The 22845-nt window shown below is 55.2% G+C and carries 12 protein-coding genes and 2 rRNA genes; all 14 read left to right on the top strand.

From position 1 onward, the window contains the following. Positions 1-309 precede the first annotated feature (309 nt). Positions 310-1053: an iron uptake transporter permease EfeU gene (gene efeU, locus QFX07_RS06190; protein ID WP_279755192.1), complete on the top strand. Its 744-nt coding sequence runs from the start codon at positions 310-312 to the stop codon at positions 1051-1053. 231 nt (positions 1054-1284) lie between these two features. Then, on the top strand, positions 1285-2502 hold the full coding sequence (efeO, locus tag QFX07_RS06185; protein WP_279755193.1) for an iron uptake system protein EfeO: 1218 nt from the start codon (positions 1285-1287) through the stop codon (positions 2500-2502). 129 nt (positions 2503-2631) lie between these two features. Further along, positions 2632-3954, top strand: coding sequence for an iron uptake transporter deferrochelatase/peroxidase subunit (gene efeB / locus QFX07_RS06180; RefSeq protein ID WP_279755194.1), 1323 nt, complete (start codon positions 2632-2634; stop codon positions 3952-3954). A 272-nt stretch (positions 3955-4226) separates the two neighbouring features. Further along, a complete protein-coding gene (locus QFX07_RS06175; protein ID WP_279742170.1) occupies positions 4227-4748 on the top strand; it encodes an ABC transporter ATPase in 522 nt (173 codons plus the stop codon). A 235-nt stretch (positions 4749-4983) separates the two neighbouring features. Next, positions 4984-6111 carry a phenylalanine--tRNA ligase subunit alpha gene (pheS, locus tag QFX07_RS06170; RefSeq protein ID WP_279755195.1) on the top strand — a complete coding sequence of 376 codons (1128 nt, stop codon included), beginning with the start codon at positions 4984-4986 and terminating at the stop codon, positions 6109-6111. A 3-nt stretch (positions 6112-6114) separates the two neighbouring features. Further along, on the top strand, positions 6115-8685 hold the full coding sequence (gene pheT, locus QFX07_RS06165) for a phenylalanine--tRNA ligase subunit beta (protein WP_279755196.1): 2571 nt from the start codon (positions 6115-6117) through the stop codon (positions 8683-8685). 192 nt (positions 8686-8877) lie between these two features. Then, complete coding sequence (locus tag QFX07_RS06160; protein WP_279742173.1) at positions 8878-9630, top strand: hypothetical protein; 753 nt, start codon at positions 8878-8880, stop codon at positions 9628-9630. A 396-nt stretch (positions 9631-10026) separates the two neighbouring features. Further along, positions 10027-10512: an arginine repressor gene (locus tag QFX07_RS06155; RefSeq protein WP_279742174.1), complete on the top strand. Its 486-nt coding sequence runs from the start codon at positions 10027-10029 to the stop codon at positions 10510-10512. A gap of 148 nt (positions 10513-10660) precedes the next feature. After that, entirely contained in the window at positions 10661-12250 is a 1590-nt protein-coding gene (locus QFX07_RS06150; protein ID WP_279755197.1) for an AMP-binding protein, read from the top strand. Between the two features lie 134 nt (positions 12251-12384). Further along, entirely contained in the window at positions 12385-12960 is a 576-nt protein-coding gene (locus QFX07_RS06145; protein ID WP_279755198.1) for an adenine phosphoribosyltransferase, read from the top strand. Positions 12961-13162: 202 nt separating this feature from the next. Continuing rightward, entirely contained in the window at positions 13163-15457 is a 2295-nt protein-coding gene (locus QFX07_RS06140) for a HelD family protein (RefSeq protein ID WP_279755199.1), read from the top strand. Positions 15458-15629: 172 nt separating this feature from the next. Then, complete coding sequence (gene tyrS, locus QFX07_RS06135; RefSeq protein ID WP_279742178.1) at positions 15630-16934, top strand: tyrosine--tRNA ligase; 1305 nt, start codon at positions 15630-15632, stop codon at positions 16932-16934. Between the two features lie 979 nt (positions 16935-17913). Next, positions 17914-19442, top strand: a 16S ribosomal RNA gene (locus QFX07_RS06130). A gap of 308 nt (positions 19443-19750) precedes the next feature. Further along, positions 19751-22841 (top strand): 23S ribosomal RNA (locus tag QFX07_RS06125). The 16S and 23S rRNA genes sit together here, the layout of an rRNA operon. Positions 22842-22845 lie beyond the last annotated feature (4 nt).

Genomic DNA, 22845 nt, shown 5'->3' with positions numbered 1-22845 from the left:
TTTTGACACTGTTTGAAGGTGGGATTCCCTGTGGGGAATCCCGCCTTTATTCATGTTTTAAGGGTGATTTATGCGCCATGTGATCCTGACTTGCGTGTTTATTAGGGTGTTTATTCAAAGTGCGTAAAGTTATGGCGACAGGTCGTGTCTAAGAACCGGCACCGTAAAGATATAGGCGATTTTAGGCATGTGTAGCCCCATCAGCCGGGATGCAATCTAGCACCAATCACCGTATGTTTATTAGGTAAGAGAAAACTAACTAATTGGTGATACTGAGATGAACTTTTGGGGGCCTTCCTCGGAAACTTTTTGATTGGCCTACGTGAGGGCCTCGAAGCGGCTCTGGTCGTAGGTATCCTGCTCGCCTACATCCGCAAAACGCAGCGCACCCACCTGCTGGCCCCGATGTGGGCTGGCGTCAGTGTGGCGGTGCTGCTGTCCCTCAGCTTCGGCGCCCTGCTGACTTTCGGCCCCCAAACCCTCACCTTCGAAGCGCAGGAAGCCATCGGTGGTTCCCTGTCCATCATTTCGGTTGGCTTCGTCACCTGGATGATTTTCTGGATGGCTGAAAACGCCCGCATGCTCTCCGCCGAGCTCAAGGGCAAACTGGACGCTGTGCAGACCAGCGTCTGGGCTGTGGTTCTGCTGGCAGCGCTCTCCGTGGGCCGTGAAGGCCTGGAAACCACCCTCTTTATCTGGTCGGCTACCCGCACCGCCGGTCAGGAGGCTAACGCAATCCCCATGCTCGGTGCGCTGGTCGGTATCGCAATCGCTGTTGTCATGGCGTGGGGCATGATGCGCGGCATGATGCGTATTAACCTCTCCCGATTCTTCACGATTACCGGCGCGTTCCTGGTCATTGTGGCGGCGGGCGTACTCTCGTACGGTATTCACGATCTGCAGGAGGCAGCTATCCTGCCGGGTCTGAACAACATCGCGTTTGAGTCCTACCGTTATATCGACCCGAGCGGTTTTGTTGGCACACTGCTAAAGGCTGTATTCAACCTGTCTTCGACCACCACCTGGCTTGAGGCGGGCGCCTGGATCCTGTAGGTGGGCATTGTGATGCCGTTGTTTATCCGTGCGCAGCGTCCGGGGCTGAAGGCATCGGCTAAGAAGCCGGAAGACGAAAAGGCTGCAGCCTAATAGACGGCGTCCTCAACCGAAACTAGCCTCCACATTGTCAGGGAAGCACCCTTAGATTTTTGCGGCAATGACTGGCCGCGAACCCTCACTATTCATTCATATATTTACCCTTCACGGGACCATACATAAGGAGAATCAATGCGTAAGACTCTCGCCTCCGCTGGCGCACTGCTGTCGGTTGGTGCCCTCGCCCTGACCGGTTGCACCCCGAACAATCAGAACGTGGCATCCTCCGCTTCGGGATCTGCGGCGTCCGATGGTGTCATTAACGTCAGCGCTAGCGACACTGCATGCAAGCTCTCGGTGACCACTGCGAAGGCTGGCAAGGTGACTTTTAAAGTCAAAAATGAGGGCACTAAGGTCAACGAGTTCTATGTGCTTGGCTCTGACGGTCTGCGCATTATCTCCGAGGTGGAGAATATCGGTCCGAACCTCAGCCGCGACCTGACCGTGGAACTGAGTGAGGGCAGCTACAAGACTGCGTGCAAGCCCGGCATAGTGGGTGACGGTATCCAGGGTAATTTCACCGTGACCAAGAATGAGAACGCGGCAACTATCTCCGCTGATGAGCAGGCCCTGCGCGATACCGCGGTTGCCCAGTACACCGCCTACGTCAAGGACCAGGTGGAGTCGTTGAAGACTAAGACTGAGCAGTTCGCTGAGCTGTACACCGCCGGTAAGGCGGAAGAAGCGAAGGCTCTGTACTCTTCCGCACGCCTGCACTACGAACGCATTGAGCCGGTGGCTGAGTCCTTCGGTGACCTGGACCCCGCCCTGGATGCACGTGAAACAGACGTGGAGGAGGGCAAGGAGTGGACCGGCTGGCACAAGATTGAGAAGGACCTGTGGCAGCCCACCGCTGAGAAGAATGGTGGTAAGGAATACACTCCGCTGACTGAGCAGGAGCGCGCTGAGCTGGCGAAGAAGCTTGTTGCTGACACTCAAAAGCTCTACGACGAGGTTCACTCCTCCGAGTTCAAGCTTGAGGCTTTCCAGATTTCTAACGGTGCCAAGGAACTGCTGGACGAAGTGGTAAACACCAAGATTAGCGGTGAGGAAGAAACCTGGTCGCACACCGACCTCTCCGACTTCCAGGGCAATATTGATGGTGCCCGCGTGGCCTACGAGGATGTTCTGCCGATTCTGAAGCAGAAGGACCCGAAGCTGGCGGAGGACATCGAGAAGAAATTCGACGCCGTGCAGAAGCTGCTGAACCACCACAAGAAGGGCAACGGTTTTGCTTCCTACGATGAGCTGACCAAGGAACAGGTGCGTGAGCTGTCCGATGCTGTCGAGGCGCTCTCCGAGCCGGTTTCGAAGATGACTGAGGTTGTGACCGGCGCGGGTACTAAGTAGTACCCTGCGGGTTGATACCTCACTGCGCTTGAATGCGGGTGATGCCGGGTGGGGACTACGGTTGATTCGTGTCTCTGCCCGGCACGGGCGCATTATTCATTATTCACACATCATACGAAAGGCCTTCCCATGCCTACCGAATCTAACCACCACACCCCGGAAATAGCCCCCGAAGCTAAGCCTGCGGGCACCTCCCGCCGCGGTGCTCTCGGTGCCGCACTGGCTGGTGCCGGTGCCTTGGGTGCCCTTGGCGCGCTCGCCGGCTGCTCCTCCAATTCCAGCGCGCAGACTTCTGCGAGTGCTTCCTCGACCGCTGTGAAAGATTCCCACTCGTTTTACGGGGAGCATCAGAGCGGCATCTCTACTGAGGTTCAGGACCGCATGTACTTTGCGGCGCTGAACCTGAAGACTACCGACCGTGATGAAATCCAGTCCCTGTTCAAGGAATGGAGTGCCGCTGCTGCGAAGCTGCAGGCGGGTGAGCTGGTGGGGGAGGACCGCTCCTATGAGGCGCCTCCTAAGGACACCGGCGAGGCGATGGACCTGTCTGCCGCGAACCTGACCCTCACCTTTGGGCTGGGTCGTAGCTTCTTCGTTGATGATGAGGGTAAGGATCGCTTTGGCTTTGCGAGCAAGCTCCCGGAGGCGCTGGTCCGCATCCCTCATATGACCGGTGATGCGCTGGAAGATAAGCGTAGCAACGGTGATATTTGCATTCAGGCTTGTGCGGATGACCCGCAGGTGGCGTTCCATGCGATTCGTAATCTGATTCGCATTGCTGGCGGTCGCGCTGTGATGGCATGGAATCAGCAGGGCTTTGGTCGTACTTCTTCGACCTCGACGAGCCAGGTGACGGCTCGTAACCTGTTCGGTTTCAATGACGGTACAAATAACCTGAAGGTGGAGAGCCCGAATCTGCTGAAGAAGCATGTGTGGACTTCTTCTGAGAATTCGGCGAATAGCCCGGCATGGATGGAGGGTGGTAGCTATCTGGCTGCTCGTCGTATCCGTATGAATATTGAGACGTGGGACCGCACTCGTCTGCGTGAGCAGGAGGAGATTGTGGGCCGCACTAAGGTCAGTGGCGCGCCGCTGTCTGGTGGTGACGAGTTCACGGCTCCTAACTTTTCGGAGAAGGGCCGCTCGGGTCCTCTGATTCCAGCAGATTCGCATATGCGTCTGATGCATCCTGACCAGAATCAGGGTGTGCAGATGTTGCGCCGCGGATTCAACTACACGGATGGTACTGATGAATTGGGCCGCCTGGATGCTGGTTTGTTCTTCATTGCGCACGTGTGCGATCCGCGCACGCATTTTATTCCGATGCTGAGCACGATGACTTCTTCGGATGCGTTGAGCGAGTATCTGCGTCATACCGGTAGTGCGCTGTTTGCGGTGCCGCCGGGTGTGAAGGATGAGAACGACTACATCTGCTCGGGTCTTTTCAGCTAGTGGATGTGTGGGACTAGCGCCTGCTTAGGCTTGCTAAGCGGCGTGTTTATGCTGTTGAAAGCAGGAGGTGCTGTCACCTCCTGATTTCTCTTGTTAATGCGTGCACAGCCACTATCTTGCGGGTGTTGGGGGTGCCTGGATTGACTCTTTGTGGGTTTTTGTGAGGGAGGGGATTTTGTCATATATGGTTTCAACACGGGGGCATACTTTGGAAACCAACCGGTAGGCGGGTAGTATTGAGGGAGAAATCACATACGTATTGGGAGACAATGATGACTGCTCAACCCCCGTTTGATCCGGGTGCCTACCGCTCCGACGCGGTTCCCTCGGACACTCAAGCTATTTATATTCAGGAAGGCGGCGCTGAGCCGCGCGGAATTCTGTTCCACTCGCCGACCAAGCACCCGAAGATTCTGCGTCTGCAGGAGATTATGATTATCTCCGCACTGCTCTGCTTTATCCACGGTGTTATTTCCTCGTTGGCGCCGGGTAACTTGTCCCCGCTACATGGGCTGCCGCAGTTTGGTATTGTCGGCGGTATCGCTCTGCTGGTCGTTTCTGCGGTTGTGTACATCTGGGTGTACTTCACGATTCAGAAGGGCAAGCGTCAGGGCCTAACCGTCGGTCTGGTTTTTGCAATTCTGGGTGCGTTCGTGGCGATTATGTCTCTGATTGGTAATGTTATTGACGCTCAGCGCTACGGCTTTGTGCCCCTGTACGCGGCATGGTTCATTGCGAACGTGCTGTGGATTCGTGCTTCTTTCGACCCGGCTGTAAAGCAGGCTCTGAAGTAGAAGCACCCCTTCAACCCTATTGTTGAAAAGATATACTCTAGAACGCCCGGATGGATTATCCGGGCGTTCTGCTGTTTGCGCTTCCTTCTCTGGTCTAAAATGGATAGGATATGCGCCCGTCGCCTACCTTTGTTCCGCACCCTGTGCGGGCAGTCGGGAGAGAGCAGACGGTGCTGCCCAAGTTGTATAACGAGCCAGCCGGCATTCGGCCGGTGGTATGCAGAGAAGAGTGACAATGACCGATTCCGTGCAGGAACACGAGGGTCTTAACGGCCCGGCTCAGGTTCTCGCCCGCATTGCGCAGGTTCTGGAGGAGAACCCCGAGAACGGTTTGGACGCTATCCGTGAGGCCTTTGAGGCTGAGCGTGAGCGTGCCAAGCAGGAGATTCGCGAGAAGGCTAAGGACTTTGACAGCCTCAAGGAGGTGCGCCTGAGCTTCTTCGGTGAGAAGGGCATCATGAGCATCGCTAACCGTCAGATGCGTGATCTTCAGAACCAGCACAAGGGCCCGGTGGGTAAGCTGATGGGTCAGGCTCGTGCCGCCCTGACTGAGGCTATTGAGGCTCGCACCGCTGAGCTGGAGGCTGAGCGTGAGGCTCGCATCCTGGCTGAGGAAGCTGTGGACGTTTCTGCTGCTTCGGCTCGCCGTTCCCTGGGCGGTCGCCACCCGATTGCTCTGATGCAGGAGCGCCTGACCGACATTTTCGTCGGTATGGGCTGGGAAGTCGCTGACGGCCCGGAGCTTGAGTCTGAGTGGTACAACTTTGACGCTTTGAACATTAAGCCGGACCACCCGGCACGCGAAATGCAGGACACTTTCTACGTTGAGCCGAAGAACGCTCACCTGCTGTTGCGCACTCACACTTCGCCGGTGCAGATGCGCTCGCTGCTTTCGCGTGATCTGCCGCTGTACATTGTGTGCCCGGGTCAGGTGTACCGCACCGATGAGCTGGACGCGACCCACACCCCGGTCTTTCACCAGATTGAGGGTCTTGCCGTGGATAAGGGCCTGACCATGGCTGATCTGAAGGGCACCCTGGAGTATATGGCACGCGCCATGTTCGGTGAGGACGCTAAGATTCGCCTGCGCCCGAACTTCTTCCCGTTCACTGAGCCTTCTGCGGAGCTGGATTTGTGGCACCCGAACGCTAAGGGTGGCCCGCAGTGGATTGAGTGGGGTGGCTGCGGCATGGTGAACCCGAATGTTCTGCGTGCTGCGGGTATTGATCCTGAGGAGTACTCGGGCTTCGCTTTCGGTATGGGTATTGAACGTACCCTCATGTTCCGTAACAACGTCGCTGACATGCATGACATGGTTGAAGGCGACATCCGTTTCTCTGAACAGTTCGGGATGGAGATCTAAATTATGCGTGTACCCCTGTCATGGCTGCGCGAGTTCGTGCCTGTAGCTGAGGATGCTTCCGCTGAAGATTTGATGGCAACCCTGGTGAAGGTTGGCCTGGAAGAAGAAGACGTTCACCGCCCCTCTGATGAGCTGTCCGGCCCGATTGTGGTTGGTCAGGTGCTCTCTATGGAGCCGGAGACCCACTCTAATGGCAAGACCGTGAATTGGTGCCAGGTGCGTGTTGTTCCGGAGGGCCAGGAGCAGACTCTGACCGGTAAGGGCATTGAGCCTTCCGGAGTGCAGGGCATTATTTGTGGTGCCCACAATTTCAAGCCCGGTGACAAGGTTGTTGTGACCCTGCCCGGTGCTGTTCTGCCCGGCGGTTTCGCGATTACCGCCCGTAAGACCTATGGTCATAAGTCGGCTGGCATGATTGCCTCTACCCGTGAGCTGGGTATTGGCGATGATCACGGTGGCATTCTGGTGCTTTCGACCCTGGGCTTGGACCCGGAGGTCGGCACCGATGCGATGGAGCTGCTGGGCTTGTACGATCAGGCTGCTGAGGTGAACGTGACTCCGGACCGCGGTTACGCGTTCTCTCTGCGCGGTATCGCTCGCGAGTGGTGCCACGCTACCGGTTCTTCTTTTGAGGATTTTGTGCTGGCGTACGGCGAGCGTGCCCCGGAGGCGAACAAGTCCGGTCACGCGGTTTCTCTGCGTGATGAGGCCCCGATTCACGGTAACCCCGCATGCACTCGTTTTGTGATGCGTGAGGTGTCGGGCGTGAAGGCGGATGCGCCAGTTCCGACTTGGATGTCTTCGCGTCTGCGTCTGGCGGGTGTGCGTTCACTGTCGCTGCCGGTAGATATTTCGAACTACGTGATGCTGGAGACCGGTCAGCCTCTGCACTTCTACGATGCTGACAAGGTCCAGGGTGAGATTGTGGTGCGCCGCGCCGCTGCTGGTGAGAAGCTGGTGACCCTGGACGGTGTCGAGCGTATTCTGCATCCCGAGGATATTGTCATTGCTGATGGTTCCGGGGTGATTGGTCTTGCCGGTGTGATGGGTGGCGCCTCGACTGAGGTGACCGATTCGACCGCCCGCATTCTGGTGGAGTCTGCTCGTTTTGATGAGGTGTCGGTTGCTCGTACTGCTCGCCGTCACAAGCTGATTTCTGAGTCCTCGAAGCGTTTTGAGCGTGGCGTGGATCCGCAGATTCAGACTGCGGCTGCTCAGCGTGCGGTTGAGCTGCTGGTTAAGCTGGCTGACGCCCAGGCTGAGCCGGGCGTTACTGATGTGTCACTTGGCTATGAGCCGGTCGTGATTGACCTGCCTGCTGATTACACTGCCGGTCGTATTGGCGTGGATTACTCGCCGGAGCAGATTGAGTCTTGCCTACGTGAGATTGGTTGCTCGGTGGAGCGTACCGAGTCTGGTTACGCGGTGACTGTCCCGTCATGGCGTACTGACCTGCGTGCGAAGGAGGACCTGACTGAGGAAATCGCACGTATTGACGGTTACGAGAACATCCCCTCGACTCTGCCGGTGGCTCCTGCGGGTCGCGGTTACACTCCGGAGCAGGCGGGTAAGCGTCGTGCGCTGAATGCGCTGGCAGCTTCGGGCCTGACTGAGGTTTTCGCGTACCCCTTCGTGTCGGCTGATGCGAATAACCTATGGTCGGCTCCGTGGGTGAGCACCCCTGAGAATCCGGTAACTGAGGTTCCTTCGGTTCGCCTGGAGAACCCGATTTCTTCGGCTGAGGGCTGGATGCGCCGCTCGCTGCTGCCTGGCCTGGTTGAGGTTTTGAAGCGTAACCTGTCTCGCGGTTTCAAGAACCTGGCTATTTTTGAGACGGGTCACGTTTTCATTCCGGGTGAGCAGCTGGGTTCGGAGTCTATTCCGCCGCTGGGTGCTCGTCCTTCGGATGAGGTTCTGGTTGATTTGAATGCCGGTATTCCGCAGCAGCCCACGTTCATTGGTGGCCTGTTTGCTGGTACTGAACATGAGGTAATGCCCGGCATTGCTCCGCGCGCTTACGATTGGCGTGACGCTCTGGACGCTGTGCGTCTGGTTGCTGCCGCTGTTTCGGCTGAGATTCAGGTGCGTAACGGTGTGCATACCGCGTTCCACCCGGGCCGTGTGGCTGAGGTTCTGAGTGCTGCTGGTGAGCGTGTTGGTTTCGCTGGTGAGCTGCATCCGAAGCTACTGCAGGAGCTGAACCTGCCGGAGCGTACCTGCGCGTTTGAGCTGGATTTCTCGGCGCTGTTTGCTGATCGTGTTGAGGCGCGTCAGGCTACTCCGGTGCTGACGTTCCCGGCTGCTACTCAGGATGTGGCGCTTCTGGTGGGCCGCGATCTGCCTGCTTCTGAAGTGGAGCGTGTTCTGCGTGAGGGCGCTGGTGAGCTGCTGGAGGATATCCGCGTCTTTGATGATTACCGAGGTGTCGGTATTGATGAGTCAAAGAAGTCTTTGGCGTTTGCTCTGCGTTTCCGTGCGCCGGATCGTACGCTAACTGCTGATGAGGCGTCGGCTGCTCGTGAGGCTGCTGTGGCTGCGACTGTTGAGCAGCTGGGTGCGGAACCGCGTGTCTAACCGGGGCTGACCCTATGACGTAACGCTTAGTGCTGACGGGGTGGGAGTTGTTGGCTCCCGCCCCGTAGCTTTTGGCGTTGCGTGGTGGGTTTATCTGTTGGGTTGGTTTATGAAGCGTTGATAAGCGCTTTCATTGGTGAACTCATGTGGTTATGGGTACCCTAGAGGATAGATGAAGTGAGGGAGAGAGTAATGGCTAATCTAGAGAACTCGCGCGAACAGGATGAGCTGTCGCAGCCTGAGGTCGAAGAAACCTACTTTGAAGATTCTGAGTATGAGGAGTACGACGAGCCCGAGGATTACGACGACGATGAGGAAGAGAACTCCTCTCTTTTCGCGATGAGTGAGGAAGAGCTGGATCACCGTCCGGGCGTGAATTGGCTGTCGGTTCTTTCTGCTGTTGTTGCAGTTATTCTTTCCATTGTTTTGGCTGTTGTGGGTGTTCGTGCTTTTGCGTCGGTGAATAATAACGCCGAGTATGCTGGCAAGAGCTGGGTTATTCAGGGCACTTATCAGGATTTGACTCCTGACCTGATTACGAAGGGTAATGTGGCTCGCTATAAGGGCAACCTGCCGGCTGATGATGCGCTGAATGGTAAGACGTATGTGTCGAACCTGAAGGATAAGTATCAGGTGACTTCGGGGGCTCCGATTGAGTTCCGAGGTTCGCAGACTGGAGATGTTCCCTCCGAGTTCCCGCGTGAGGTGGACGGCCTGCTGGTGGAGAAGAACGGTAGCCTTGAAGTTGTGTATACCGCTGAGAAGGGCACGTTGAAGCCTGTGACTGAGGACAGCGTGAATGCTGAGCGCTTTGCCGGTATCGCAAGTATTGTTGGTTCGGTGCTGGTGCTTCTGCTGGGTATGGGTTTTGCTGTGTGGCTGAACCGCCGTTCGCGCGATGTCGAGTATGAGGACCTGGATGGTCTGGTGGAGGATGAGCGCTAGGCGTTCTGAATCTTGAGGATTGACCGGTTGATGTTTTGTTGAGGGAGCCTGTTTCTGGTGCACGTGGTGTGCTGGAGGCGGGCTCCTTTTTTGTGCTCACCTGCCGGAGGCCTCTTGATGGGCGCAGCGGACCAGTCCACAATGTTCTTGCATGCTATGCATTCATTGCGAGGTTATGCGCCTGAATGTGTAGATACACGCTACATTCACGGCGTTTTGCGTGACAGTTGGTGAGATAAACCCTGAAATTTCCCCCATATCTTGGAATAATCCATATTTGGTGCGCATATTTATGTGCATATGTATTATCTTGGGTAGTAAAGAATGTTGCGCTGCGCCACCGTTGGGCAGCTCCGTTCTGAATTCGTGATTGGCACCGTAGGAAGAAGAGATATTATGCCTTTCCCCTCGACCAAGATCGCGCGTCAGGCACGCATCGTTGAATTGCTGCAGACCCGACGTGTCCGCTCCCAGGCTGAACTGGCGCAGTACCTGACCGATGATGGTATGAAGGTTACTCAGGCCACCCTTTCCCGTGATCTTGTTGAAATTGGCGCTGAGCGCATCCGTGATGAAGGCGCTGGCCTGATTTATGCTGTGCCGAATTACCCTGCTCGTCGTGGCAGCGGTACTGCACCTGACGCCCGTATGATTTCCCTGTTTAAGGAACTGCTGATTACCGCTGAGGGTTCGGCAAATATTACGGTTCTGCGTACTCCTCCGGGTGCTGCGCAGTTCTTGGCGTCGTCTATTGATCAGGGCGGTCTCGAAGCGATTATGGGTACTATTGCCGGTGACGATACGGTAATAGTGGTTACTCGTGACCCCAATGGTGGGGCTGCGCTTGCCGAGAGCTTCTTGGATTGGTCTGCTGCTCAGTAGTAGCTGGGGCGTATCTTGCCTGTTCTTCTGATGTTTCGGGAGAGCGGTTTAAGGTACGCCCTTCTGCTGTCTTCGGGCTTTTTGCCGGGCTTCTAGCTCGACCTCTTTTCTAGATATACCGATTTTTCTGTGGTGAGAGTTTTCTATTATGTCTGAAATGCACGATTCAGCGAACAATATTGCCTACCTTTTGGCGGAGGCTGCTTCTGGTTCGGGAGCTAAGACAGCTTTGGCGATTCCGGCTTCTGACTCTGCTGATGTGCGGGTAGTGAGCTACGCGCAGTTGGCGTCTGCGGCCGCGCAGGTTCAGCGTCATTTGGCGGCGCTCGGTGTTGGGCGTGGTGACCGCGTGGCGTTGTCTATGCCGAATGTGGCGTTGATGCCGGCGCTGTATTACGGCATTGTGGCTGCGGGTGCGATTTGTGTTCCGTTGAATCCGCTGTTGTCGGGTGCTGAGTTGGAGTATCATCTGCGCGATAGCGGGGCGAAGGTACTTTTTGCTTTTGCGGGTACTCGTCTGGCGTCGGTGGCATCCTCGACGGTTCCGGTGAAGAACGGTTCGGTTCATTGCGAGATTTTCACCGGGGGAGAGGGCTCGCCGGTGGCTCCTTTTGATACGCCTGCCGATAGTGCGCTGTTGGCTACTGTTCTGGAGCCTGTCCCGGTGGCGGTGAGCGAGCCGGCGATTATTCTGTACACTTCGGGTACGACGGGCAAACCGAAGGGTGCGACGCTGACCCACGCGAATATCCTCTCGAATGCTCGTAGCTGTGTCAGCGTTTTTGGTTTTACCGCTGAGGATGTCATTTTTGGTGGACTTCCGCTATTCCACGCGTTTGGGCAGACGGTGTCGATGAACGCGGCGTTTGCGGCGTCGGCTACTGTGGCTTTGCTGCCACGTTTTACCCCTGATGGTGCGCTGAATCTGATTGAGGGTGCAGGGGTGTCGGTGTTGGCTGCGGTCCCAAGCATGTATGTGTCGTTAGCGGCGGCGCTGGAGGCTGAGCCTGAGCGTGCACGCTCGCTGCGTGGTTGCATCCGTTTCGGTATTTCGGGCGGTTCGCCGCTGCCTGCGCCGGTGCATTCTGCGTTGAAAATGCTGATTGAGTGCCCGGTATATGAGGGCTACGGTTTGAGCGAGACGTCGCCGGTGGTTTCGTTTAATCAGGCGGAGTTTGGCATGGTGCTCGGTTCGGTGGGTCGTGTGCTGCCGGGTGTGCAGGTGCAGGTCCGTTGCCCGCAAGGCTCCGAGTGCGCTCCGGGTGTGAGCGGTCAGCTGTGGGTGCGCGGTGAGAACGTGATGGCTGGCTACTGGAATAACCCGGCGGCTACTGCTGAGGTTTTTGACGGCGAGTGGTTTGCGACCGGCGATGTTGCTCGTGTCGATGAGCAGGGCAATATTTTTATTGTGGATCGTATTAAAGACATGGTTCTGCGTAACGGCTATTCGGTGTATCCGCGTGAGATTGAGGATGTTCTCTATACCCATGAGCAGGTGCAGTCTGTAGCGGTGTTGGGCGTGCCGGATGAGCGAGTGGGCGAGGAGGTTGTCGCCGTGGTGATGCCGCGTCCGGGTGTTGATGAGGGTGTGCTGCAGGCGGAGTTGAATGCGTTGGCTCGTACTCGTTTGGCGGCGTATAAGTACCCTCGCCGCTACGTGATGGTGGAGAGCATGCCTTTGGGCCCGACCGGTAAGATTCTTAAGCGTGACTTGCGGGTTTTGATTCAGCGGGGCTAATTCCGATAGGGAGTTCTTGGTGCTCATCTGAGGACAACTGTAGATGAAGAGGGTAGAATCTTGTAGGCGGCTTCTACCGCGCTATTGTTCCCGGACGGTTTTTCCGGGGCTATCCCCTTCACGAAAGAGAGAGCATGAGCGTTCCCGCTTCTGAGGCTTCGCGAACCCCTATTGAGCAGTTGATTCCGGCTGCTTGCGCTACAATTCCGAATTACCCGCACGAGGGTATCCTCTTTTACGATGTGACCACTCTCTTCGCTAATGCTGAGGTGTTCAAGGCGTGCATTGATGAGCTGGCTGCTCGTTTTGAGGGTCAGTTTGATGTGGCGGCTGGTGTTGAGGCTCGCGGTTTCTTGTTGGCTTCTGCGCTCGCATACGCTACGGGCACTGGCATTATGACGGTTCGTAAGGCGGGTAAGCTTCCGCGTGAGACGTACCGTGAGGAGTATGCACTGGAGTACGGTAGCGCTGCGATTGAGATTCACTGTAATGATTTCGCGCCGGGCACCCGTGTTCTTTTGCTGGATGATCTGCTGGCGACTGGCGGTACCCTGGTGGCTGCCGCGAAGCTGGTGGAGCGCGCGAACCTGAAGGTTGCCGGCGTTGGCGCTCTACTGGAGCTGGAGGGCCTGGGCGGTCGTGAGGCGTTGGACGGTTACCGTCTTGAGATGCTGAGCTTGGTGTCTGAGTACCCGCTGCCGTCGAAGTAGTTTTATAGAGTTTGAGGCTACCGCCGTTTGGGTGTGTGTAGCTGATATTGATGAGGGGTGCCCCGCCGGTTGAACCGGTGGGGTACTTTTCTATGGGGGCAATATTTCTGCCCTTCGGAGCCTGTCCTGTAAAATAGTGACCCGTATTTTTGGGTGTCTGTCGCACCCTGTCTTTGAGACACTATAGGTTTAAGGAGCTTACGTGTCATCTGAATCTCTACCCCAGAAGTCTGCTGATTCTTCGGCGGCTGAGAAGCTGTTTGCCGAGCAGATGGCTGCGGAGCGTGAGTATGTTGCTCGCGTGTATGCTCGTCTGGATAAGCTCCGTGAGGAGACGGCTGAGATGCTGGCTGCTGTTCGTAAGAATCAGGCGGTGGGCGGTCATCAGAACCGTTCGGAGCGTGACTCTTTTGCTACTCACTATGAGGATCGTTTGGCGCAGCTGAATGCTGTGGATTCTCGTCTGACGTTTGGTCGTTTGGATATGGACCGTGAGGGCGCTGATGCGGTGCGATATATCGGTCGTATTGGTATTACGGATAGCAATCAGCAGCGTCTGCTGATGGACTGGCGTGCCCCGGAGGCGGGTACGTTCTATCAGGCGACTGCCTTTCAGCCGATGGGCGTGCGCCGCCGCCGTCACCTGATGCTTGAGGGCCGCACTGTCGTAAATATTGAGGATGAGGTCTTCGATTCGGAGATGCTGCAGGATGAGGACACTCTCCACGGTGAGGGTGCTCTGTTGGCGGCGTTGAATAAGAAGCGTACGGGCCGCATGGGCGATATTGTGGCGACGATTCAGGCTGAGCAGGATGCTATTATCCGCTCGGAGCTACCGGGTGTGCGTGTTGTGCAGGGCGGTCCGGGTACCGGTAAGACTGCTGTGGCGCTACATCGTGCGGCGTACCTGCTGTACACGAACCGTGAGCGCCTGTCGAAGGCTGGCGTGCTGGTGGTTGGTCCGTCGAATTCGTTCATGTGGTATATCGAACGTGTGCTTCCTTCGCTGGGTGAGACCGGCGTGGTGATGTCTTCGTTGGCGACCCTGTACCCGGGTTTGCGTGCTGTGCCTGAGAAGGATCGCGCGGTTGCTGCGTTGAAGGGCGATTTGCGCATGGTGAAGGTTATTAAGCGTGCGGTGGCGGATCGTCAGAAGGTGCTGGCTCAGGTTCAGCGTCTGAATGTTGAGGGTACTGATGTTGAGCTGACTCCGGAGATGGTTCGTTCGGCTCGTTCTCGCGCTCGTTCGACTGGCAAGCCGCATAATGAGGCTCGTGAGACGTTCGTGAAGATTCTGTTGAAGGAACTGACCGCGAAGCTGGATGATCAGCTGAACCGTGCGGCGGGTCGTGTGGTGGAGCGTCCGTATCTGCAGGATGATGTGCGTGCCTCGATGGATGTGCGCCGTGCCTTGAACTTGGCGTGGATGCCGCTGTCGCCGGAGACTCTGTTGCGTTCGCTGTTCTCGAAGCCGCACTATCTGGAGTCTGCGACTCGTGAGTTGTCGAAGGCTGAGCGTGAGCTGCTGGTTCGCCCGGCGGATGCCCCTTTCACGGAAGCTGATGTTCCTCTGTTGGATGAGGCTGCTGAACTTTTGGGTGATTTTTCGAAGGTGACCGGTGCGGCTGCTGCGGCTCGTGCTGCGGCGGAGCATCGTGCGAACCTTGAGAATGCGGCGAAGGCTCTGGAGAATGTTCACCAGTCGCTGGAGGATATTGGCGCCGATGGCGTGATTACTCCAGAGCAGATTGCGATGATGAATGAGGTTCGTGGCGAGCGTATGACTGCTGCGGCTGCGGCGTCGGCTGATCGTACGTGGGCGTATGGTCATATTGTGGTGGATGAGGCTCAGGAGCTCTCGCCTATGCAGTGGCGTCTGTTGATGCGTCGTTGTCCGATGAAGTCGTTCACGATTGTGGGCGATATTGCTCAGGCTTCTTCTGCTGCGGCTGCTTCGTCGTGGTCGCAGGCGTTGGAGCCGTTTGTGGGTGAGCGTTTCACTCTGGAGGAGCTGACGATTAATTACCGTACTCCGGCTCAGATTGCTGAGGCGGCGGTGTCGGTTGCTCAGGCTGCTGGCTATGAGGTGTCTGCGCCTCGTGCGGTGCGTGAGGGCCGTTGGGCTCCGCTGGTTCATGAGGTTGCTTCCGAGTCGGTTGTGGAGCAGACCGTGTCTGTGGTCAGTGAGGAGGTCGCTCATTCGGGTGGTGCTCTGATTGGTGTGGTGTGCCCGCCGAGCCTGTATGTTCAGACGGTTCAGGCTGTGGCTCGTGCTCATTCTGATCGTACGGGTACTGCGCAGACAGCGCTGGAGAGTCAGGTGCTGGTTTTGACTCCGTGGGAGGCGAAGGGGCTGGAGTTTGATGTTGTGGTGATTGTTGAGCCGCAGCAGCTGATTGATGATGCTGATGGTGCTGTGGGTGATTTGTATGTGTCGATGACTCGTCCGACTCAGCGCCTGCACATGGTGGGTTCGCGGATGCCTGCGGGTCTGTAGCTTTGTGGCTCGTGTAGCCTCTATCGGTTATTTCTATTTCTTTGAGCCGGTTCCGCACCGGTTTGGGCGCTCGCTTGGTTTTTTCTGAGCGATTGGGCTGGTGCGGTGCTAGGCTTGTTACATATTTTGTTCGAGCGCCTTCGGGCGTTGTTACCTTGTGAATGGGAGAAGCATGTCTGCCGAGATCCTCAACGCGCAGCATAATGACGATACCTTCGAGAATATTTGGCAGGAGCTGAAGTGGCGCGGCCTGGTGCACGTGAGCACTGATGAGGCTGCTCTGGAGAAGGCGCTGAGCGAGGAGAGCCTGACTTTCTATACGGGTTATGATCCGACTGCGGCTTCTTTGCATCTGGGCCACCTGGTGCAGCTGCTGGTGATGCGTCGTCTGCAGCTTGCTGGTCACAAGCCGCTGGGTCTGGTAGGTGGTTTCACCGGTTTGATTGGTGATCCGCGTCAGACTTCTGAGCGTGTGCTGAACTCTCCTGAGGTTGTTGCTGAGTGGGTTAAGTCTCTGCGCGCTCAGATTGAGCGTTTCCTATCTTTCGAGGGTGAGAACGCTGCTCGTATGGTGAATAACCTGGATTGGAGCGGTCAGATGTCTGCTCTGCAGCTGCTGCGCGATGTTGGTAAGCATTTCCGCGTGGGCACCATGGTGAAGAAGGAGATTGTTGCGAAGCGTCTGAACTCTGATGAGGGCATTTCGTACACTGAGTTCTCGTACCAGATTCTGCAGGGCTTGGACTTCTTGGAGCTGAACCGTCGTTTCGGTTGTACTCTGCAGACCGGTGGTTCTGATCAGTGGGGTAACCTGACGAGCGGTACTGAGCTGATTCGTAAGGTGGAGGGTAAGAGCGTTCACGCTATTGGTACTCCGCTGATTACTAACTCTGATGGTACTAAGTTCGGTAAGAGCGAGGGTAACGCTATTTGGCTAAACCCGCAGATGTGCTCGCCGTACGCTTTCTACCAGTTCTGGCTGAACACTGCGGATGCGGATGTAGTGGATCGTTTGAAGGTCTTTACTTTCTTGACTCGTGCTGAGATTGCTGAGTTTGCGGAGAAGGTTGAGAAGGAGCCGTTTAAGCGCGAGGCGCAGAAGACTCTGGCATACCTGGTGACTTCACTGGTTCACGGTACTGAGGCTACTGATCAGGCTGTGGCTGCTTCGGAGGCTTTGTTCGGTAAGGGCGATTTCGCTGCTCTGGATGAGGCTACCTTGGAGTCTGTGGTTGCTGAGCTTCCTTCAGCTAAGCTGTCCGAGGATCGTCTGGACATGATTTCTGTTCTGACTGAGCTGGGCTTTGCGAAGTCTAACTCTGAGGCTCGTCGCATTCTGAAGGAAGGCGGTGCTTCGGTGAACGGTGTGAAGGTTCAGGGCGAGGACGCAGCTATTTCTAAGGATGATCTGCTGCACGGTCGTTTTGCGATGGTTCGCCGTGGCAAGAAGAACCAGGGGGCTGTAGAGCTTATCTAATACAGAGTTGATTTAGTCTTCTCGATATATAGAAGGGGAGGAGTCTTCTCTGCTGAGTGTTTAGTACTGAGTGTTTGGTACTGACAGTTCGGTGGGGGAGTGCTCCTCCTTTTCTGTCCCCTATATATGTAGAGCCCCTTCGTCAGGAGAGGCTCTACATATATGTCGTTCTGTATCTTTGCTGTCCAGGTGTTCCTCCGTTGTACGCTTCTCGAGTTGGTCGGCGCTGCCTGGTTGTTTGATGGGCGCTGTCTGTTCTGTTTGGATGCTCCGAGAGGGCATTCTGCAGGTTTTTTGGGTTCTTTTGAAGGTTTTTAAACTTTTTTCGAAGAACTTTTGAGGAGCTTATCCTTTCCTGACTAGGGGTTCTAGTGTCATGTTTAGGTCAGGATGGACCTAAACCCCCGTGTTTGTGGTCTACTTCACCCTTTTTTAGGTTGCATGGGTGTTTAGGCGTCTGTATAGTTGTATGAGTCGCCGCGGCGAGGAGGAAAAAACGAAGAACTTCTTCGGTGTTTCTCCTAGTCGGAAGCGGTTGAATGACTTTCAATTGTATAGTGTTTTGGTTTCTTGCTTGAAGGAAATCCGGGTTGCTTTGTTGGTGATGGTGGAAGAGTTTAGGAAAGAAACTTTGTGGTGTGAATCACGGAAAACGGATTTGCATGACAAACAAAACGCTGGTATAGTTGATTGGGTTGCCGCGGGAACGCGGTGATCATGAAATAACATGAATGACCGTTCAACGGTAAGGCTTGCTTGAAATAGTAAGTTGAGGTGTTGAATCGGTGTGTTGCTTGAGAACTCAATAGTGTGCTTTGTTCAATAAAATCACCATTATGGTGGTTGAAACTGAAACTAATACCAAATATTTATTTATATTTGATAATCATCAAATGGTTTCAAATTTAGTCAGCTTGAGTCACGCACCCCCGTGTGTGATTCGCTGTTTGAGATCAGATTATCAAGCTTTTCTATTTTTTCAACGGAGAGTTTGATTCTGGCTCAGGACGAACGCTGGCGGCGTGCTTAACACATGCAAGTCGAACGATGAAGCCTAGCTTGCTAGGTGGATTAGTGGCGAACGGGTGAGTAATACGTGAGTAACCTACCTTTAACTCTGGGATAAGCCTGGGAAACTGGGTCTAATACCGGATACGACCAATCTCCGCATGGGGTGTTGGTGGAAAGCGTTATGTAGTGGTTATAGATGGGCTCACGGCCTATCAGCTTGTTGGTGAGGTAACGGCTCACCAAGGCGACGACGGGTAGCCGGCCTGAGAGGGTGACCGGCCACACTGGGACTGAGACACGGCCCAGACTCCTACGGGAGGCAGCAGTGGGGAATATTGCACAATGGGCGCAAGCCTGATGCAGCGACGCCGCGTGAGGGATGACGGCCTTCGGGTTGTAAACCTCTGTTAGCAGGGAAGAAGAGAGATTGACGGTACCTGCAGAGAAAGCGCCGGCTAACTACGTGCCAGCAGCCGCGGTAATACGTAGGGCGCGAGCGTTGTCCGGAATTATTGGGCGTAAAGAGCTTGTAGGCGGTTTGTCGCGTCTGCTGTGAAAGGCCGGAGCTTAACTCCGTGTATTGCAGTGGGTACGGGCAGACTAGAGTGCAGTAGGGGAGACTGGAATTCCTGGTGTAGCGGTGGAATGCGCAGATATCAGGAGGAACACCGATGGCGAAGGCAGGTCTCTGGGCTGTAACTGACGCTGAGAAGCGAAAGCATGGGGAGCGAACAGGATTAGATACCCTGGTAGTCCATGCCGTAAACGTTGGGCACTAGGTGTGGGGAACATTCCACGTTTTCCGCGCCGTAGCTAACGCATTAAGTGCCCCGCCTGGGGAGTACGGCCGCAAGGCTAAAACTCAAAGAAATTGACGGGGGCCCGCACAAGCGGCGGAGCATGCGGATTAATTCGATGCAACGCGAAGAACCTTACCAAGGCTTGACATATACTGGACCGCATCAGAGATGGTGTTTCCCTTCGGGGCTGGTATACAGGTGGTGCATGGTTGTCGTCAGCTCGTGTCGTGAGATGTTGGGTTAAGTCCCGCAACGAGCGCAACCCTCGTTCTATGTTGCCAGCACGTTATGGTGGGGACTCATAGGAGACTGCCGGGGTCAACTCGGAGGAAGGTGGGGATGACGTCAAATCATCATGCCCCTTATGTCTTGGGCTTCACGCATGCTACAATGGCCGGTACAGAGGGTTGCGATACTGTGAGGTGGAGCTAATCCCTAAAAGCCGGTCTCAGTTCGGATTGGGGTCTGCAACTCGACCCCATGAAGTCGGAGTCGCTAGTAATCGCAGATCAGCAACGCTGCGGTGAATACGTTCCCGGGCCTTGTACACACCGCCCGTCAAGTCACGAAAGTTGGTAACACCCAAAGCCGGTGGCCTAACCCTTTTGGGAGGGAGCCGTCTAAGGTGGGATTGGCGATTGGGACTAAGTCGTAACAAGGTAGCCGTACCGGAAGGTGCGGCTGGATCACCTCCTTTCTAAGGAGCACATTTAGTTGGCCATACTATCCGCGAGTGTCGGGTGGGTGGTTTTGCTCATGGGTGGAATATTGGTTTTGGGTTGGATGAGGCGCATTGTTGGGTTTTGGGGTAACACATGTGTGTTGTTCCTTTGTTTGCCTGGCATGGTGATGATGTGAGAATTTGTTTTCTTGTGTTGTTGTTGTGTTGTGGGTTGTTGTTTGAGAACTATATAGTGGACGCGAGCATCTTCTGGAATTTGCGTTGAATCAATGCTTTTGTGTTGGTTTGATTGTTGATTTTAGATTCTTATTTTTCTTGATTGTGTGTAAGTTATTAAGGGCACACGGTGGATGCCTTGGCATTAAGAGCCGATGAAGGACGTGTGAATCTGCGATAAGCCTCGGGGAGCCGATAACTGGGCTGTGATCCGAGGATTTCCGAATGGGGAAACCTGGCTCATCTTCATGGTGAGTTACCACCAGCTGAATGTATAGGCTGGTTGGGGGGAACGCGGGGAAGTGAAACATCTCAGTACCCGCAGGAAGAGAAAATAATGTAATGATTCTGTGAGTAGTGGCGAGCGAAAGCGGAAGAGACTAAACCTGTGGTGTGTGATAGCGGTTAGGCGTTGCATCATGGGGGTTGTGGGAGTCACAGTGGCAGTTCTAACTGGCTGCCGGCATGATGTTCAGGATGGTAGGTGAACGACTTGGAATGGTCGGCCGTAGAGGGTGAGAGTCCCGTAATCGAAATTGTTCTGTCCGTGGTGTGGCCACCCGAGTAGCACGGGGCTCGTGGAATCTCGTGTGAATCTGCCAGGACCACCTGGTAAGTCTAAATACTTCTTAGTGACCGATAGTGAATCAGTACCGTGAGGGAATGGTGAAAAGTACCCCGGGAGGGGAGTGAAATAGTACCTGAAACCGTGTGCTTACAAGCCGTTGGAGCCTTTTGGGGTGACAGCGTGCCTTTTGAAGAATGAGCCTGCGAGTTAGTGTTATGTCGCGAGGTTAACCCGTGTGGGGTATCCGTAGCGAAAGCGAGTCTGAATAGGGCGTTTGAGTGGCATGACCTAGACCCGAAGCGGAGTGATCTATCCATGGCCAGGTTGAAGCGACGGTAAGACGTCGTGGAGGACCGAACCCACTTCAGTTGAAAATGGAGGGGATGAGCTGTGGATAGGGGTGAAAGGCCAATCAAACTCTGTGATAGCTGGTTCTCCCCGAAATGCATTTAGGTGCAGCGTTGCGTGTTTCTTGCCGGAGGTAGAGCTACTGGATGGCCGATGGGCCTTCACGGGTTACTGACGTCAGCTAAACTCCGAATGCCGGTAAGTGAGAGCGTAGCAGTGAGACAGTGGGGGATAAGCTTCATTGTCGAGAGGGAAACAGCCCAGACCACCAACTAAGGCCCCTAAGCGTGTGCTAAGTGGGAAAGGATGTGGAGTTGCTTAGACAACCAGGAGGTTGGCTTAGAAGCAGCCATCCTTGAAAGAGTGCGTAACAGCTCACTGGTCAAGTGATTCTGCGCCGATAATGTAGCGGGGCTCAAGTACACCGCCGAAGTTGTGGCAATGATCTTTTTGGATTGTTGGGTAGGGGAGCGTCGTGTGGCCGGTGAAGCTGCGGTGTAAACCAGTGGTGGAGGCTATGCGAGTGAGAATGCAGGCATGAGTAGCGAAAGATGAGTGAGAAACTCATCCGCCGGATGATCAAGGGTTCCAGGGTCAAGTTAATCTGCCCTGGGTTAGTCGGGGCCTAAGGCGAGGCCGACAGGCGTAGTCGATGGATAACGGGTTGATATTCCCGTACCGGTGAAAAACCGCCCATACTGATATTGTGATGCTAACCATGCGAAGCATGATGTGCAGGCTTTTGTTTGTGTGTTGTGTGGGTTGTGGGGCCCGATCTTTGGAGGTAAACGTGTTAACAGGTGTGACGCAGGAAGGTAGCCAAGCCACGCGATGGTTGTCGTGGTCTAAGCGTGTAGGGTTGTCGGTTGTTAAATGCGCCGGCTGTGTGCCTGAGACGTGATGGGACCCTGTTTTTGGGGGATTTGGTGATCCTATGCTGCCGAGAAAAGCATCGGCGTGAGGTTTTAGCCGCCCGTACCCTAAACCGACACAGGTGATCAGGTAGAGAATACTAAGGCGATCGAGAGAATCATGGTTAAGGAACTCGGCAAAATGCCCCCGTAACTTCGGGAGAAGGGGGACCTTGAGCGTGATGGGTACTTGCTGCCCGGAGCGTGTATGGGTCGCAGAGACCAGGGGGAAGCGACTGTTTATCAAAAACACAGGTCCGTGCGAAGTCGTAAGACGATGTATACGGACTGACTCCTGCCCGGTGCTGGAAGGTTAAGAGGATTGGTTAGCCTTTGTGGCGAAGCTGAGAATTTAAGCCCCAGTAAACGGCGGTGGTAACTATAACCATCCTAAGGTAGCGAAATTCCTTGTCGGGTAAGTTCCGACCTGCACGAATGGAGTAACGACTTCCCTACTGTCTCAACCATGAACTCGGCGAAATTGCAGTACGAGTAAAGATGCTCGTTTCGCGCAGCAGGACGGAAAGACCCCGTGACCTTTACTATAGTTTGGTATTGGTGTTTGGTTTGGCTTGTGTAGGATAGGTGGGAGACTGTGAAGCATGGACGCTAGTTTGTGTGGAGTCGTTGTTGAAATACCACTCTGGTCAATCTGGATGTCTAACTTCGGGCCATGATCTGGTTCAGGGACAGTGCCTGATGGGTAGTTTAACTGGGGCGGTTGCCTCCTAAAGTGTAACGGAGGCGCCCAAAGGTTCCCTCAGCCTGGTTGGCAATCAGGTGTTGAGTGTAAGTGCACAAGGGAGCTTGACTGTGAGACTGGCAGGTCGAGCAGGGACGAAAGTCGGGACTAGTGATCCGGCGGTACGTTGTGGAACGGCCGTCGCTCAACGGATAAAAGGTACCTCGGGGATAACAGGCTGATCTTGCCCAAGAGTCCATATCGACGGCATGGTTTGGCACCTCGATGTCGGCTCGTCGCATCCTGGGGCTGGAGTCGGTCCCAAGGGTTGGGCTGTTCGCCCATTAAAGCGGTACGCGAGCTGGGTTCAGAACGTCGTGAGACAGTTCGGTCCCTATCCGCTGCGCGCGTTGGAAATTTGAGAAAGGCTGTCCTTAGTACGAGAGGACCGGGACGGACGAACCTCTGGTATGTCAGTTGTACCGCCAGGTGCATGGCTGATTGGCTACGTTCGGGAGGGATAACCGCTGAAAGCATCTAAGCGGGAAGCCTGTTTCGAGATGAGATTTCCTGGCACTTTTTGGTGTGTGAGGCTCCTTATAGATGATGAGGTTGATAGGCCGGGTATGGAAGCGAGGACTGAAGACTCGTGGAGTTGACTGGTACTAATAGGCTGAAGGCTTACTTTTCAGG

This window comes from Rothia similimucilaginosa (genome assembly GCF_029850985.2).
GTDB lineage: Bacteria > Actinomycetota > Actinomycetes > Actinomycetales > Micrococcaceae > Rothia.
This window is presented reverse-complemented; position numbering and strand designations above follow the sequence as displayed.